This is a genomic window from Agrobacterium sp. 22-226-1 (assembly GCF_053522345.1).
This window is the reverse complement of the sequence record NZ_JBNWCP010000001.1, coordinates 571,600-587,140: the sequence shown is the minus strand read 5'-3', so window position 1 is coordinate 587,140 and position 15,541 is coordinate 571,600. Positions and strand designations below refer to the sequence as shown.

Sequence of the window (15,541 nt, the reverse complement as noted above, 5' to 3'; positions counted from 1 at the left end):
CTGATGGATGGCCATCCATGTCCGCACCTCTCGACATAGACCAGCTGCATACCTTCATCGCCATCGTCGATACGGGCAGCTTCACCAAGGCCGCAGACCGCGTTTTCAAGACGCAATCCGCCGTTTCCATGCAGATGCGACGGCTGGAAGAACGGATCGGCAAGCAGCTTTTCGCCAAGGACGGGCGCGGCAACCGCCTGACGGCGGAGGGTGAAAAGCTGATGAATTACGCCCGCCGCATCATCCGCCTCAATAATGAGGCGATCGCCGCCTTCGATGACAACCGGCTGGAAGGCATGCTGCGCATCGGCACGCCCGATGACTATGCCGACCGCTACATGCCGGAGATTATCGGGCGCTTCGCCAAGACCCATCCCAATGTCGAGCTTTATATCGTCTGCGAACCTTCGGTCAGCCTTGCCGAAAAAATGGCGCGCGGCGAGCTGGATATCGCGCTCGTCACCCATAATCCGCGCGCCCGCTCCTCCGATGTGGTGCGCACCGAACCGCTCTGCTGGGTCGCTTCCGCCAACCATCCGCTGAAGGACGATGCACCCGTGCCGCTCGCCGTCGGGCGGCGCGATTGCCACTGGCGCCAGCTTGCCTGTTCGGCGCTCGATGCCGATGGGCGGGATTATCAGGTCCTGTTCACAAGCTGGTCTTCCACCGTCGTCGCCGCCGCCGTGCTGGCGGGCATGGCCGTCTCGGTGCTGCCGGAATCGGCGCTGCGCACCGGCATGAAGGTTCTGACCGCCGCGGACGGCTTCCCGCCCCTGCCGCCGGTGCAGATCGGCCTGATGAAACGGCCGGGCCTCTCCCCTTCGCTGGTGAACGCCATCACCGACCACATCACTGCCTGCCTCGACAATATCTCGCCGATGAGCGTTGCCGACGAAATGGACAGCGATGTGAAGACCTACCCCAAGATGCCGCGCCTGCGCGCCGGGCACATGCTGCCGGGGTGGTAAGAGGATAGTACAAATCCCCGGGGATGACGCCGCCTATGCGTGAGGCTTCGTCATCAGCCTCAAGCCGGCTAACGCCGATCCTCCCGTCGCTCGTCCGCGCTTTCTGTGCTACCGCGCCCGCAGCGTGGCAACCGCCAGCAGCGTATCGGCGCTGATGCCCACCGAACCGCTGCCGTTGAAGAGCGTCATGATCGGATCGGTGGTGTTCTGCTGATTGTCGTACATGATGGTGAAACGGGCGACCAGCTTCTTGACCTTTTCCGGATCCTGAAAATCCTCGATGTCGAAGTATTTCTTCATCATCGTCACCTGCGTATCGACCTCGGCATTGGCGAGTTCGTCCGGAATCCCGAAAGTGGTGTTGATGAAGCTCTGGAGCGCCGTGTCGGCGAGGATCGAGTAATAGGACGTCGTTCCGGCCGCCATGCGCTGGAAATAGAGCGCCAGACGCACACCGGCATTTTCTTCGCCCGCCTGCGTTTCCAGCGTCTGGGTGAGATAATTGTCCAGCGTCTCGTAAAGGCCGCGCCGCGTCTGGATCAGGCTGCGGTCCTCATGAAGAAGCGTACCGTCGGTATTGAAGTTGAAGGCGGTGACGAGGCGGCGGAAGACCGGATCCATCTCCTTGTTAACGTAGCTGTCCTTGTCATCGAGCTTCGAGGTGAAGGCCTTTTCGAGCTGTTCCTTCGTCACGCTTTCGGGATCGATACCGAGCGACTCCATCGCGAATTTCGTCAGGCGATCATTGCTCAGGAATTCCTTGAGCGTCTTGATCTTCTGCATCTCGGCCGTGAAATATTCCGATTCCTTCGTCGCCGTTTCCTTGTCCTTTTCCGTGCCGAAAGCCGATTTTTTCTTTATGTAGTCGGCCGACATGGTCTGCATCTCGATTTCCGACTGCGCCAGAACCGGTGTGCCGACGCTGCCCTCGGAGGCGAAGTTGAACAGCTCCGCCAGCTTGACATAACGCTCGTCGTCCAGCGTGTAGACGAAGCTCTTTTTATCCTGCAGATCGCTGGTGAGGACCTTGCGAATATCGGCGGAATTTACCTTGGTCGGATCGAGGCCGACGGCTTTCAGCGCATAGGTATAGACCGCGCTGCTGTCGATGAAATCCTTGACGGATGTGACACTGGCTATATCGCTCTTGAACAGCTTCAGCGCCTTCTCGTCGGCGGCATCATCCTTGTCGTTATAATAGGTCATATAACCGCTGGTGGTGGTCGCGGTCTGTGCCGTGGTCTGGGGTGTCGTGCCGTCTGCCAGCGTTCCGTCGGTCTGGAAATTGAAGGCATTCCTCAGGGCGATATAACGCTTGTCGTTCTTGCCGACGGTCGCGATGTAGTTGCTCGGATCACTCAGATCGCTGGTCAGGATATTCTGGATCGTTGCCGTGACGACTGTGAGGTCGTTAAGGTCGAAGGCGGTCCTGATATAGTTGAGAAGCCGGGTATCCGAGGTCAGTTCGGTTACCGTCTTGATCGAACCGATCTTCGATTCGAAATAATCCCGGTTCAGTGTGGCGACGGTTGGCGTCACGCGCGGGGCGCTGCCGATATAGGCATCCGTCAAGGCCTTGAGATTATCCGCCGTCTGCGCCTGACCGGCGGTCACCGTGCCGTCGTTCTTGAACTCGAAGGCGGTGGCGAGCTGCGCCATCTTGTTATATTGCGTGACGGTGCTGGTGAGCGTCGTCTGCTCGGCCTTGATGGCGGCGAGCTTCGCTTCCCACTCATCCTGTGGCGGCAACACCGCCTCAAGCTGCGTCAGCTGGTCCTGGCGCGTCACTTTTTCCGCCTCCAGTTGCGTGCGCTCCTCCGCCGTCAAACCGGTGCCGGCGAGTTCGGTGTCGATTGCGGTAATCCGGGCGGTGACCTGCGCGTGCAGTTCGATATTGCCCTTCATCGTCAGTTTTTCGACCGCGTCATTATAGGCCGTGCCGTATTTCTGGTTGATGTAGCTGTCGGGATCGTTGATGTCGCTCGTCATCAATCCCTTGATATGGGCATAGGAATAGGTCTTCTCATCGATGCCGAAGACCTGAAAGATATAGGCGCGGGTGCGGTCGTTGCGCAGCAGCTGGTCGACATTGGTTACCGTGCCGACAATCGCCTTGTAATAACGGGTCTCTTCCGCAAGGCTGTCATCGAGATCGGTTATCGACGTATCGTAAAGCCCGATCATCTTGTCGAGCTGCGCTTCCGTCTGAACGGTCTTCGTGGATGTGGTGAAGTTGAAGGCCGCGGCGAATTCCCGATACCGCTCGTCTGTGAGCTTGTTGGCGAAGCTGTTCTGGTCGTTCAGATCGCTTTCCAGCACCTTTTTCATAAAGGCCTTGGCATAGGTCATTTCGCCGAGACCGAAGGCATCCATGGCATAGGAATAGAGCTGGTAATTGTCGAGGAACTCATCGACGCTTTTCACATTGCCGATGTTTTCCTTGTAATATGTCGTCTGCCGCTCGATGAGCCCCTGCTGCGACACGCGCGACAGGCTTGCCTTCATATCGCGGTTGATGAGGTCGTAGCTGAGATAAGTCGATACCATCCGAATGCCCCCTGGAGACCCGCGCGTCGCTTCAGACGCCGAATGCTCCGGTTTTCAATCCACCCATCGCGCCTCCATCGGGACGCACGGCAAGCCTTTGCCTGACTATGCGGGAGACGCCTTGCCCGGAGCTTGAAAGAGCACATTTTCGGCCGGGATAAAAACCGCATTGTCCCGATCTCTTTTACCTAAGCGAAACCATGCCACAGTGTGTTTTGCTAACCATTTGGGAATGCAAAGTTTTCTTAACCGCGATTTTTAAGCAGTCTCGAACATGCGGCGGATATTCTCCCGACATCAGAGGACGAAAAGTCCCGATGAGAAGACCGGAAACCGGCTCTCAGGTAAAACAAGGGTAGAATAAACATGACCAAGACCGTTCTGAAGCCCGACTGGGCCGTCGCCACTCTCAGACTCGACCCGGCACGTTTTCCGCAACAGGTCACTTATGGAAAAGGCAATGGCGCGAGCGATGTCGCCGTCACCCTCGATGAACGGGGCGCCGTTCTGAGAAAGGTTCTGTCCTCTTCCGGCCTGCCTTTGTCCTTCGCTTTGCCAGCCCGTGCCTTCAAGGGCGTTGCCGCCCGTGCCATCGACCATGGCGATGGACAGGTAACGGTGACGCTGGAGCTGCACCACGACGATCCGGACCTCTGCGTTCCGCTTCTCGTTGCCCACGATCTCTGCGACATCGCCGCCGACTGGCGCAGCTGGTCCGAGGCCTACCGTATTCCCATGCTGATGGTGGAAGCCGATGGCGTCGCCCGTCCGCTGGAAGAACATCTCGGCAAGGTGCGCACCCAGAATACCCGCCCGCGCCGCCGCCATTCCTATTTCGCGGAGCGTCGCCCGCGCTTCCTCGTTCGCCGCTCCACCGGTTCGCTGGGCATGAGCATGAAGATCGAGGGCAAGGAAATCATCGCCCGCAGCTGATAATCTTCAGCCAGACAAATCAAAAAGCCCGGCGCGGATGACGCGGCCGGGCTTTTTCATTCCGTGTTTTCACAGGCTTACGCCAGCAGGAGCGGCAGGATGAGGCCTGCAAAAATCAGCACGCCGACGCGGTTGTTGGATTTGAACAGCACGAGGCACTGATCGACATCGTCTATGTTAAGCACCCAGACCTGCCGGAACAGCATGATGGCCGCGGCGGCAAGGCCGCTATAGGCAATGACGTTAACACCCGCGACCCAGAACGACAGGAACATCATGACAAGGGCTGTGCCATAAAGGAAAACCAGCCAGCGATGTGTGTTCTCACCAAACAGCAGGGCGGTCGAACCGATGCCCACGGCGGTGTCGTCTTCCTTGTCCTGATGGGCGTAGATTGTATCATAACCGATCGTCCAGGCGATGGAGCCGACATAAAGCAGGACAGCCGGCCAGGCGATCGATCCGAACTGTCCCGCCCAGCCCATCGGCGCACCCCAGGAAAAGGCAAGGCCGAGGAAAAATTGCGGCCAGTTGGTGAAGCGCTTGGCGAAGGGATAGATCGCCACGAAGATCAGCGAGAATATGCCGGTCGCGATTGCGAAACTGTTGAACTGCAGGAGCACGACAAGCCCCGCTAGCGCCTGCAGGACGATGAAGAGCTTGGCCTGCGACCGGCTCACGCGGCCGGAAGGCAGCGGCCGCGAACGGGTGCGCGCCACGGCCATGTCGATCTTGTGGTCGGCCAGATCATTATAGGTGCAACCCGCGCCGCGCATCGCCACCGATCCGACGAAGAACAGCACCAGATGCCAGATCAGCGTCGCCCAGGAAAAGCCGCCGCTCGTCATCGCGACATTTGCCGCAAGGGCTGCGGACCAGAAACATGGCCACATCAGCAATTGCCAGCCGATGGGGCGATCCCACCGGGCCAGCTGCGCATAGGGCCAGAGGGGCCTCGGCAAAATCCGATAGACCCAGTTATTGGATGGCGCGTCGGAGACGCGATCTGACAAATCGCTGTGGTTAACCATGGGATGGTTCTACAGCATCGGCGGGAAAATCGGAATGGATTTCAGCACCCGGCCGCACAGGCGGAAAAGCCCCGCGGCGGTTTCGCCACGGGGCTTTTCAGGACCGTATCGCCGCTATTTATCAGGGCAGCGAGAAATTGAACTTGTAGCTCGCCTGAACGCCGATGATGAACTGGTTCTTCGAACCGCGCTCGCGCACCAGCGAACTGTCGGCGGCGTCACCGGTCAGGCGGCGATATTCCGCAAACGAGCCGACTTCGGCGTTTTCGGTGACTTTCCAGGTGATGGCGGCGCCGATGCCGGCGGAATGCAGGCCGCCGCCGGGGCTATAGGGCGATGGCGCGCCGGCAGCCGTCTGCGCGGCACTTACGCCATAATAACGCTCATTGTATTTGCTGCTTACCCATGTCGCGCGCGGACCGGCGGAAATCTGGATGCCGGGGGCGATATCGGTGAAGGCATCGACGGCAACATCGCCGACCACGCCGCTATGGCTGCGAATGCCCTGGCGGACTTCACCGCGAACGCGCAGCCAGTCGGTCGGATAGGCCTCGGCGAAACCGCCGAGCTCGCCGCCGCGCTTGATGCGGGTCATGCCCTTCAGATCGGACGAGTCGCCCTCGTCGCGCGGGGATACCAGCTTTCCGGCAAGACCCATGCTGATCGGGCCGTTATCCAGAAGCGAAATCGAGGCGCTGTCGTTGCGCGAGGTGAAACGCGCGCCCTGGCCCTGGCGGCCGAGCGAAATGATGGGCGAGAAGCCGAATTCATTCTTGTTATCGCCCTGATATTTCGGTGCGGTGAAACCCGCGCCGCCGAGCTTCAGATACCAGTCGCCGGAAAACCAGCCTTCCGCATGGGCATTGCCCACGGCAAAAAGCGACAGGACACAGGCGGCGGCTGCCGCTGATGGCTTGAACATGAAAGAACCCCAGAAACGCAATACAGACAGGTGTCCGTAGAATTAGAGGGATTGTCTTTCCATTCCATTAACCAGCGCGGGTTGAAATTCGACTCCTGCGGAGGGTGGCGACAAGGCCTCAAAACCTCACCTCCGTCATGCTCGGGCCTGTCCCGAGCATCTGCAACCGACGGACTTTACGCAACCTGGATAGATCCTCGGGACGAGCCCGAGGATGACGCCGAGATTGCGGAGACGTTTGTCAACACTCTCCGCAATTCGGTCAGCCCTCACCTACGCCGTCGTCAGAACGTCACCTTCTCCAGCGGCGCGCGCGTCTTCTCGAATTCCAGCAGCTTCGCCTCGTTCTGCGCAATGTAGTCGCGACTATGCGGCACGGCATCGCGATCCTTGGCGATCTGGATCTGGAAAATGTGGAAATTTTCATGGGTAAAGGCCATTTCCGACCCCGCCAGATAAAACTCCCACATGCGGAAGAAGCGTTCGTCATAAAGCGCTACCGCTTCCGCCCTGCGCGCCACGAAACGCTCGCGCCAGTGGCGAAGCGTATGGGCGTAATGCATGGGCAGGATTTCGATATCCTTCACCAGCAGCCGCGATTTTTCGATGGCCGGCAGCACCTCGGCAAGCGAGGGAATATACCCGCCGGGGAAAATATATTTTTCGATGAAGGGATTGGTCGCCAGCGCCGGATAGGGCTGGCCGATGGAATGCAGCACCATCACGCCCCTGTCGTCCAGCACCTCCGCCACCTTGTCGAAATAATCGCGATAATGGGTCGGCCCGACATGTTCGAACATGCCGACGGAGACGATGCGATCGTATTTTTTCGAAGCCGGCAGGTAGCGGTAGTCCTGCAATTCGAAACGGACATTTGCCGCAAGGCCGCGTTTGGCGGCGCGGTCGCGGGAAACGCGCAGCTGTTCTTCGCTGAGCGTGATGCCGGTCACATCCGCACCGGCGCTTTCGGCAATATACATCGCCATGCCGCCCCAGCCGGAGCCGATTTCCAGCACGCTCTGGCCCGGCTCGGTCATCAGCTTGGCGGCAATGTGCCGTTTTTTGGCGACCTGCGCCTCATAGAGGCTGATACCGGGCGGATTGAAATAGGCGCAGGAATATTGCCAGTCCTCATCGAGGAAGAGATCGAACAGCTTGGCGCTCAGATCGTAGTGATGGGCGACGTTGCTCTTGTTTTGGTTGACCGGCAGATGCATCTTGATGCGGGCGGCGATGATGCGCGCCATGCCGCGCCAGATCATGCCGAAGGATAGCGCCTCGCTCAGCGTATTGCCTTTGACCAGCGCCAGAAAATCGTAGATGTCGCCTTCCGCGACCTTCGCCCGGCCTTCCATATACATTTCAGCCAGCTTCAGCGCCGGATCGGCGGCGATCTCCTGCATGGCGGCTTCGTCGGTGAAGTTCAGAACCACCTTTTTTCCCGCGCCGTTGCCGAATGTGCGGCTGCCGCCCGGGCTGTTGACGGTGAGATCACCGGTCTTGATTATCTTTTCGAGAAGAACATGCAGAGACGACGCCATGGCACCCCCAATTGCTAAGTCTCACTTATCAATTTCGCTGACCGTATTCCTTTCGGCACAAGTTTCAAGATAGTCTTATTTCAAAAAAATTGAACGATTTCATCAAGCAAAAAGCCCCGCCGGGGTGTGCGGCGAGGCTTTTTGGTAAAAAATCATTTCAACCGGAGGTCAGCGTCGCTTCATGGCTTCAGCCAGAGCGGCGGCAAGTGCACCACCGGTTTGCGACCCCTCGTTGCGCTCCTTCGGCTTGGATGTCGCGTGCCGCATGGCGCTGGCATTGCCCTTCTCGCGCATCGGCTGCGGCGCTGCCTCGCCGCCATCCTTGCGCATGGTGAGACCGATGCGCTTGCGCTTCACATCCACTTCCACGACCCGCACCTTGACGACATCGCCCGCCTTGACGACCTCATGCGGGTCCTTCACGAAACGGTCGGCGAGTTGCGAGACATGCACCAGCCCGTCCTGATGCACGCCGATATCCACGAAAGCGCCGAAGGCGGCGACATTGGTGACGGTGCCTTCCAGAAGCATGCCCGGTTTCAGATCGGTGATCTCGTCCACACCCTCGGCAAAGGTCGCGGTCTTGAAGCTCGGGCGCGGGTCGCGGCCGGGCTTTTCCAGTTCGGCGATGATGTCTTTCACGGTCGGCAGGCCGAATTGCTCGTCGATGAACGTCTTCGGATCGAGCGCCTTCAACGCGGCGCTGTCGCCCATCAGCGAGCGCAGATCGCGACCGCAGGCGGCGACGATCTTTTTCGCCACGCCATAGGCTTCCGGGTGAACCGAGGAAGCATCCAGCGGCTCCTTGCCGTTCGGGATGCGCAGGAAGCCGGCGCATTGTTCGAAGGTGCGCTGGCCAAGGCGCGGCACCTTCAGCAGTTCCTTGCGGCTGGCGAAGGGGCCGGTCTGGTCGCGATGGGCGACGATGGCATCGGCAATCGAGCTGCCAAGACCGGACACCCGCGCCAGAAGCGGCGAAGAGGCGGTGTTGAGATCGACGCCAACGGCGTTCACCGCATCTTCCACGACAGCATCGAGCGAGCGGCTGAGACGACCCTGATCGACATCGTGCTGGTACTGACCGACACCGATGGATTTCGGTTCGATCTTCACCAGTTCCGCCAGCGGGTCCTGAAGGCGGCGGGCGATGGAGACGGCGCCGCGCAGCGAAACATCGAGATTGGGGAATTCGGCCGCTGCCCGTTCCGAAGCGGAATAGACCGAAGCGCCCGCCTCCGAGACGATGACCTTGGTGGGCTTTGCACCCGAAGCCGGCATCTGCGCCAGAAGATCGGCGACCAGCTTTTCCGTCTCGCGGCTGCCGGTGCCATTGCCGATGGCGATCAGTTCGACATTGTGCTTGCGGATGAGGACAGCAAGTTCCGCCTGCGTGCCGCGCACGTCGTTCTTCGGCGGGAAGGGATAGACCGTCGTGGTGTCCAAAAGCTTGCCGGTGCCATCCACCACCGCCACCTTGACGCCGGTGCGGATGCCCGGATCGAGCCCCATGGTGGCGCGGGAGCCGGCCGGTGCTGCCAGCAGCAGATCCTTGAGATTGCGGGCGAAAACATGGATCGCCTCTTCTTCGGCGCGCTCGCGCAATTCGCGCATCAGATCGAGCGAGAGCGACATGGAGAGCTTCACCCGCCAGGTCCAGCCTGCCACTTCCATCAGCCATTGGTCGGCGGGGCCGGCATTGCGGATATCGAAGGCGGCGGCGATGGTGCGCTGTGCGGGTTTCACCGGTGAGGGATCGTCCGCATCGACATCGATTGTCAGCGTCAGCACTTCCTCGTTCCAGCCGCGCAGCATGGCCAGCGCCCGGTGGCCCGGCACCGTCGCCCAGCGCTCGAAATGATCGAAATAGTCGGAGAATTTCTCACCCGACGCCTGCTTTCCATCCACCACCTTGGCGCGGAAGGTGGCGTTCTGGCGCATGTAATCGCGCAGGCGGCCGAGAAGATCGGCATTTTCCGTCATGGTTTCCGCCACGATGTCGCGCGCGCCCTCGAGTGCCGCCTTCACATCGGCCACCTCGCCCTGAACATAAGCTTCCGCCAGTTTCGCCGGATCGGCGGCGCGGTTATCCCAGATGGCTTCTGCCAGCGGGCCGAGACCGCGTTCGCGGGCGATTTCCGCGCGGGTGCGGCGCTTCGGCTTGTAGGGCAGATAGAGATCTTCCAGCTCCGCCTTGGTGCCCGCCTGCATGATCTTGACCATCAGCTCATCGGTCATCTTGCCCTGGCCGGTGATGGACTCCACGATGGAGCCGCGGCGCGCATTGAGTTCGCGCAGATAAACGAGGCGTTCCGAAAGCGTACGAAGCTGGGTGTCGTCCAGCCCTCCCGTCACTTCCTTGCGGTAACGGGCGATGAAGGGAACGGTCGCGCCCTCGTCCAGCAGCGCCACCGCCGCCTTTACCTGATCGGGGCGGGCGTTGATTTCGGAGGCGATGAGCGAGGCGAGGCGGGCATTGTCTGCGGTCATAGGGGACTCTTGGGGGTTCTCTGATGTCACGTCTGGAGCGGCGAACATAATGTCTGATTGTGGCGTGACAACAAGAGGCGGCAACGATTCCACAGGAAAGGCGGCGTTCAAGGGAAAGACGGGCATTTGCGGCGCTTTCTCCTTGACCTTTCGCCCCCCTGCCCTTAACGCCCCTGACACAAGGTTACTGGCGAATTTGCAGGGGTATTGACCATGAAAGTTCTGTTGATCGGTTCCGGCGGACGCGAACATGCGCTGGCGTGGAAAATCGCCCAGTCTCCTCTGCTCGATGAGCTTTATGCCGCCCCCGGCAATCCCGGCATTGCCGATCACGCGACGGTGGTGGCGCTGAATGTGGAAGACCATGCGGCTGTCATCGGCTTTGCCAAGGAAAAGGCAATCGACTTCGTCGTCGTCGGCCCGGAAGCGCCGCTGGTTGCAGGTCTTGCGGATGACCTGCGTGCCGCCGGCATCGCCACCTTCGGCCCCTCGAAAGCCGCCGCCCAGCTTGAGGGCTCCAAGGGCTTCACCAAGGATCTCTGCGCGCGCTACGATATTCCGACCGGCGCTTACCAGCGTTTCAAATCCGCAGAGCCGGCCAAGGATTATGTTCGTCAACAGGGCGCTCCCATCGTCATCAAGGCTGACGGGCTTGCCGCCGGCAAGGGCGTGACCGTGGCCATGACGGAAGCGGAAGCGCTTGCCGCGATTGACGACTGTTTCGAGGGCGCTTTCGGCGCGGCCGGCGCCGAAGTGGTGGTGGAGGCCTTTCTCGACGGCGAAGAAGCGAGCTTCTTCTGCCTTTCGGACGGCAAGACCGCACTGGCGCTCGCCACCGCACAGGATCACAAGCGTGTTGGCGACGGCGATACCGGCCCGAATACCGGCGGCATGGGTGCCTATTCCCCCGCCCCTGTGATGACATCGGCCATGGTGGCGCGCACCATGAAGGAGATCATCGAGCCGACGATTTCGGGCATGGCCAAGGATGGCAATCCCTTCTCCGGCGTGTTCTTCGCCGGCCTGATGATTACCGCCAAGGGCCCGGAACTCATCGAATACAACGTCCGCTTCGGCGATCCCGAATGCCAGGTGCTGATGATGCGCCTGAAAAGCGATCTGCTGCCGATCCTCTATGCCACCGCCACCCGCACGCTGGACAAGGTTGAGGCGGAATGGCGCGACGACGCGGCGCTGACCGTCGTTCTCGCCTCGAAGGGTTATCCCGGCGCTTACGACAAGAACACGCCGATCGCCCATATTCCCGAGGCGAGCGAAGAGGCGAAGGTGTTCCATGCCGGAACCGCGCTGAAGGACGGCAGGCTGGTGGCCACGGGCGGACGCGTGCTGAACGTTACCGCCCTTGGAAAGACCGTCACGCAAGCGCAGGCACGCGCCTATGCGCTGGCCGACAAGGTGGAGTGGGAAAACGGCTTCTGCCGCCGCGATATCGGCTGGCAGGCCGTCGCCCGCGAGAAGGCCTGATCCTTAAGGCAAACGGGATTGGGCGCGAATTTTTCGTTCAATTTTTACCAAGTTTGCTGACCCGATGGAAACGAAACATCGGTAATACTTGCCGGAACATTGAATGGCGCATTGTGTCTCGACCACGAGGCCGCGCCGTCATTTCGGGGGTTTTTCGATGCGTCGTCTTTTTCTGACAGCGATTGTCGCGCTGACCGGCGGGTCGGCGATGGCGTCTTCCATCGAATATATAAATGGCGTGCATGTGGCCAATGGCAGCTTTATTCGTCGCGATTGCGCAGGCTGCAAGCCCATGAAGGGCAAAGCCGTGGCGCAGGGTTACACCGTTCCCTCCATTGAGCCGGGCACGCAGCACACGGAAATGCGCGAAGTCGACGGCAAGCGCACCCTGCTGCGCACCGAAGCCTGGCTTGGCGGCGCGCCCGTCACCTTCGTCAGCACCAATCCCGCATGGATGGCGGAAACCTCCAGCAGTGCCATCGCGACCTATGACGACGCAGAACCCGTGGCACATCCTGCTGAGGCGGTTCCGACACCGGCCGGCATCGACGTGACGACGACCACGGCAGCCGTCAAGGAAATTTCCACCGAAAACGCAGCCGAACCGGCCAGCGCCTCGGTGATCGATGCCCCCCAGTTCCCGGATTTCAAATTGCGCGGCAATTGACCGGCCGATGACGCATTTCATGACGAAGGTCAAATAATCGCGTCATCGCTGCATTCCCGAAATGGGCCGCAACCATGCGGGGAATATTGCTTTTTCTCCCGCTTATTCTGCCTGTCGGGCCTGATAAAGCTTTCGCTAATTAAATATTTATTCAAATTTTTAGCCGCTAAGTGCGTCTATAGTGCGATGCAGCACAGGATGAGGCCACGGCGCGGACACGTGCTTTTTGGCCCTTTTATCGCGCATCATGCGCCTCTCCCTTCTCCGAAACATCGGTACCGCGCGGCGTTTTCAGGCGCGCGATCCCAAACGCTTGTGAGCGCCCATGAAGAACCTTTCCATTTCCCGTCAGTTGATCGTTCTCGTGGTGGCCCTGATGGCCGCCTTCGCCGTGGCGACGTTTTACCAGCTGAAATCCGCCACCGATGCTATCTATGAGGAACGCTACGGCATGCTGCGGACGCAGGTGCAATCGGCGATCTCCATCCTGCAATCCTTCCACGACAAGGAAAAGGCCGGAACGCTTTCGCGCGACGAGGCCATGAAACAGGCTTACGCGACTGTCAGCGCCATGCGCTTCACGCCGGACGGCTATCTGTTCGGTTACGATTACGACGTGACGATGAAGTTCCATCCGGATGCCAAGCGCGTCGGTGAGAGCTTCAAGGGCAAGCCGGACAGCAAGGGTTTCGCCTATCGCGACGAGCTGGTGCGGCTTGGCCGTAGTGGCGGCGGCCAGACGGATTTTTACGGTCCGAAGCCCGGCATGGAAGGCAATGACTACGCCAAGAGCTCCTATGCGCTTGCCTTCGAGCCGTGGCAGGTGGTGGTCGTGACCGGCGTTTATATCGACGATCTGAACGCACAGGTGCGCGGCGAGGTGATGAAGGCGCTGTCCATCGGCGCCGCCATCTTCGTACTGGCGCTTGCCGCCGCCTTCTACGTCATCCGTGGCATTTCCAAACCGCTTGGCGATATTCACCGTGCGCTCGGTGAAGTGGCCAATGAAAACGTCTCGCTCGCCATTCCCCATACCGGCCTCACCAACGAGGTGGGCATGATGGCGAAGGCCACCGCCTCGCTTCAGGACAAGGTGCGCGAGCGCCATGCCATGCAGCGCCGTGAGGAAGAACAGCAGCGGCAGCTCAATGCGGAGCGCCAGAACAATCTCGACATGCAGCGTGACGAGGCGGAATTGCAGGCGCGTGTCGTCACCACCATCGGCGAGGCGCTGGAAAAGCTGGCGGGCGGCGATCTGACCGTACGTTGCGGCGATCTCGGCAATCGTTATGCGGCGCTGCGCGACAATTTCAACGAGGCCCTGATCCATCTCGACGCCGCCATGGCCAAGGTGAATTCCAAGAGCATCGACATCGGCGGCTCCAAGGAAGAAATCCGCAAGGCCTCCAACGAGCTTTCGCAGCGTACCGAACGGCAGGCGGCCAATCTGGAAGAAACCTCGGCCGCTCTCGATGAATTGACGGTTGCGGTGCGCCAGACGGCGGAAGGAGCGGCCGACGCCGCAAAGCGCGTCACCACCGTCAGCTCGGAGGCCATGCGCAGCGACCGGGTGGTGGAAGAGGCGATCACCGCGATGAGCGGCATCGAACAGTCATCCGACCAGATTTCCAACATCATCGGCGTGATCGACGACATCGCCTTCCAGACCAACCTTCTGGCACTGAATGCCGGTGTGGAAGCGGCACGTGCCGGTGAGGCCGGCAAGGGCTTTGCCGTGGTGGCGCAGGAAGTGCGCGAACTGGCGCAGAAATCCGCCGCCGCCGCCAAGGAGATCAAGGACCAGATCGCCCGCTCTTCCGCCCAAGTGGAAAACGGCGTGCGCCTTGTCGGCGAGGCCGGCGATGCGCTGAAACGCATCTCGGATCAGATCAAATCTGCAAACGAGATCGTCAGCAAGATCGCCCATTCGGCCGCCGAACAGGATACGACGCTGCGCTCGATCTCCTCGTCGCTCAACCAGCTGGATGTCGCCACCCAGCACAATGCGGCGATGGCGGAAGAAACCACCGCTTCGGCGGAAGCGCTGGCCGTCGACACCGAGGAACTGCTGAACCTCATCCGCGGCTTCCGCGTCTCTTCCGGCCACCAGCTTCATGGTATGGCAGTAGAGATGCGCATGGCGGGGTGATATGCCCCAGGGCCATCGATGAACAACGGCGCCGGGGGAAACTCCGGCGCTTTTCTTTTCAAGCATTTACAGGAAAAGTGGAACCCGGTTTTCCGTCCGGAAATGCTCCAAAACACTCTAACGGGTCAGCGCATCCAGCCGGTCGATATCGGCAAGTGAAAATACGGCAATGCCGGCTTTTTCGAGCAGCGCCGTCGTAACCCCGTTGCCCGCGTGTTTGACGCCAGAAAACGAACCGTCATAGATCGCAACCGACCCACAGGACGGGCTGCCGTCAATCAGAAGCGCATATGTGCAGCCATTGGCCCTGGCGAAGGCCAGCGCCCTTTCCGCGCCGGCGATAAATTGCGCCGAGACATCGCCGCCGGTCACCTCCTGCACGCGGGCGCGGCCTTCCAGCACATCGAGACCGGAGGCACCATTTTCGATTTCCGCCGGCGGGCGCGGCACGGGCATGCCGCCCGCCATCTCCGGACAGATAGTCACCAGCCTGCCCTCCTGCCGCCAGCGGTCTATCGCCGGGTGGGCGAAGGGTTTGCCTCTGCCGTCGTAACGGACAGGTTGGCCGAGGAGGCAGGCGCTGATGAGGATTTTGGGGGTGCGGGTCAATGGGGTCATCCTGCAAGGTCGCGGGCGCAGATTACCCCCCTCTGCCCTGCCGGGCATCTCCCCCTCAAGGGGGGAGATCGGCAAGAGGAAAACTCCCCACTCTTCCCGAAACGTTCAATGTGGCCGAGAGGTTGCCACGGGTCGATCTCCCCCCTTGAGGGGGAGATGTCCGGCAGGACAGAGGGGGGTGAACCGCACACAC

At 60.4% G+C, this 15,541-nt stretch carries 11 protein-coding genes; 5 read left to right on the top strand and 6 right to left on the bottom strand.

Annotated features, from left to right (window positions below):
• Window positions 1-17 precede the first annotated feature (17 nt).
• Window positions 18-968, top strand: a complete 951-nt coding sequence (locus ACQZ5K_RS02845) for a LysR substrate-binding domain-containing protein (RefSeq protein WP_004432791.1) — start codon at window positions 18-20, stop codon at window positions 966-968.
• Between the two features lie 108 nt (window positions 969-1,076).
• Here the strand turns inward: ACQZ5K_RS02845 and ACQZ5K_RS02840 are convergent, their stop codons facing one another.
• Entirely contained in the window at window positions 1,077-3,515 is a 2,439-nt protein-coding gene (locus ACQZ5K_RS02840) for a DUF1217 domain-containing protein (RefSeq protein ID WP_448739583.1), read from the bottom strand.
• Window positions 3,516-3,881: 366 nt separating this feature from the next.
• Here ACQZ5K_RS02840 and ACQZ5K_RS02835 point away from each other — a divergent pair, with 366 nt between their 5' ends.
• Window positions 3,882-4,448 (top strand): DUF6101 family protein, encoded by a 567-nt coding sequence (locus ACQZ5K_RS02835; protein ID WP_004432786.1) that lies wholly within the window; start codon window positions 3,882-3,884, stop codon window positions 4,446-4,448.
• Window positions 4,449-4,525: 77 nt separating this feature from the next.
• On the opposite strand, the gene ubiA is transcribed toward ACQZ5K_RS02835, so the two are convergent.
• From ubiA to ACQZ5K_RS02815, 4 genes are all read right to left on the bottom strand, one after another.
• Complete coding sequence (gene ubiA, locus ACQZ5K_RS02830) at window positions 4,526-5,479, bottom strand: 4-hydroxybenzoate octaprenyltransferase (RefSeq protein WP_448739582.1); 954 nt, start codon at window positions 5,477-5,479, stop codon at window positions 4,526-4,528.
• A gap of 121 nt (window positions 5,480-5,600) precedes the next feature.
• Entirely contained in the window at window positions 5,601-6,401 is an 801-nt protein-coding gene (locus tag ACQZ5K_RS02825; protein ID WP_031234593.1) for a MipA/OmpV family protein, read from the bottom strand.
• A gap of 284 nt (window positions 6,402-6,685) precedes the next feature.
• Window positions 6,686-7,942: a class I SAM-dependent methyltransferase gene (locus ACQZ5K_RS02820; protein ID WP_448739581.1), complete on the bottom strand. Its 1,257-nt coding sequence runs from the start codon at window positions 7,940-7,942 to the stop codon at window positions 6,686-6,688.
• Between the two features lie 168 nt (window positions 7,943-8,110).
• Window positions 8,111-10,429 (bottom strand): Tex family protein, encoded by a 2,319-nt coding sequence (locus ACQZ5K_RS02815; protein WP_448739580.1) that lies wholly within the window; start codon window positions 10,427-10,429, stop codon window positions 8,111-8,113.
• A 213-nt stretch (window positions 10,430-10,642) separates the two neighbouring features.
• Here ACQZ5K_RS02815 and purD point away from each other — a divergent pair, with 213 nt between their 5' ends.
• The 3 genes from purD to ACQZ5K_RS02800 all read left to right on the top strand — a co-directional run bounded on the left by purD (window position 10,643) and on the right by ACQZ5K_RS02800 (window position 14,730).
• The gene (gene purD / locus ACQZ5K_RS02810; RefSeq protein WP_448739579.1) at window positions 10,643-11,914 is read left to right on the top strand and encodes a phosphoribosylamine--glycine ligase; all 1,272 of its coding nucleotides are present in this window, start codon (window positions 10,643-10,645) and stop codon (window positions 11,912-11,914) included.
• A gap of 157 nt (window positions 11,915-12,071) precedes the next feature.
• On the top strand, window positions 12,072-12,581 hold the full coding sequence (locus ACQZ5K_RS02805) for a plant virulence effector HPE1-like domain-containing protein (RefSeq protein WP_448739578.1): 510 nt from the start codon (window positions 12,072-12,074) through the stop codon (window positions 12,579-12,581).
• Window positions 12,582-12,906: 325 nt separating this feature from the next.
• Window positions 12,907-14,730 carry a methyl-accepting chemotaxis protein gene (locus tag ACQZ5K_RS02800; RefSeq protein ID WP_448739577.1) on the top strand — a complete coding sequence of 608 codons (1,824 nt, stop codon included), beginning with the start codon at window positions 12,907-12,909 and terminating at the stop codon, window positions 14,728-14,730.
• A gap of 117 nt (window positions 14,731-14,847) precedes the next feature.
• On the opposite strand, the gene ACQZ5K_RS02795 is transcribed toward ACQZ5K_RS02800, so the two are convergent.
• Window positions 14,848-15,348, bottom strand: a complete 501-nt coding sequence (locus ACQZ5K_RS02795; RefSeq protein WP_448739576.1) for a DUF523 domain-containing protein — start codon at window positions 15,346-15,348, stop codon at window positions 14,848-14,850.
• Between the last annotated feature and the right edge of the window lie 193 nt (window positions 15,349-15,541).

What these genes read in the sequence shown, in the direction of transcription:
- ACQZ5K_RS02845 (WP_004432791.1), top strand. Translation starts at nt 18, where the DNA reads ATGTCCGCACCTCTCGACATAGACCAGCTGCATACCTTCATCGCCATC.
- ACQZ5K_RS02840 (WP_448739583.1), bottom strand. Translation starts at nt 3,515, where the DNA reads ATGGTATCGACTTATCTCAGCTACGACCTCATCAACCGCGATATGAAG.
- ACQZ5K_RS02835 (WP_004432786.1), top strand. Translation starts at nt 3,882, where the DNA reads ATGACCAAGACCGTTCTGAAGCCCGACTGGGCCGTCGCCACTCTCAGA.
- ubiA (WP_448739582.1), bottom strand. Translation starts at nt 5,479, where the DNA reads ATGGTTAACCACAGCGATTTGTCAGATCGCGTCTCCGACGCGCCATCC.
- ACQZ5K_RS02825 (WP_031234593.1), bottom strand. Translation starts at nt 6,401, where the DNA reads ATGTTCAAGCCATCAGCGGCAGCCGCCGCCTGTGTCCTGTCGCTTTTT.
- ACQZ5K_RS02820 (WP_448739581.1), bottom strand. Translation starts at nt 7,942, where the DNA reads ATGGCGTCGTCTCTGCATGTTCTTCTCGAAAAGATAATCAAGACCGGT.
- ACQZ5K_RS02815 (WP_448739580.1), bottom strand. Translation starts at nt 10,429, where the DNA reads ATGACCGCAGACAATGCCCGCCTCGCCTCGCTCATCGCCTCCGAAATC.
- purD (WP_448739579.1), top strand. Translation starts at nt 10,643, where the DNA reads ATGAAAGTTCTGTTGATCGGTTCCGGCGGACGCGAACATGCGCTGGCG.
- ACQZ5K_RS02805 (WP_448739578.1), top strand. Translation starts at nt 12,072, where the DNA reads ATGCGTCGTCTTTTTCTGACAGCGATTGTCGCGCTGACCGGCGGGTCG.
- ACQZ5K_RS02800 (WP_448739577.1), top strand. Translation starts at nt 12,907, where the DNA reads ATGAAGAACCTTTCCATTTCCCGTCAGTTGATCGTTCTCGTGGTGGCC.
- ACQZ5K_RS02795 (WP_448739576.1), bottom strand. Translation starts at nt 15,348, where the DNA reads ATGACCCCATTGACCCGCACCCCCAAAATCCTCATCAGCGCCTGCCTC.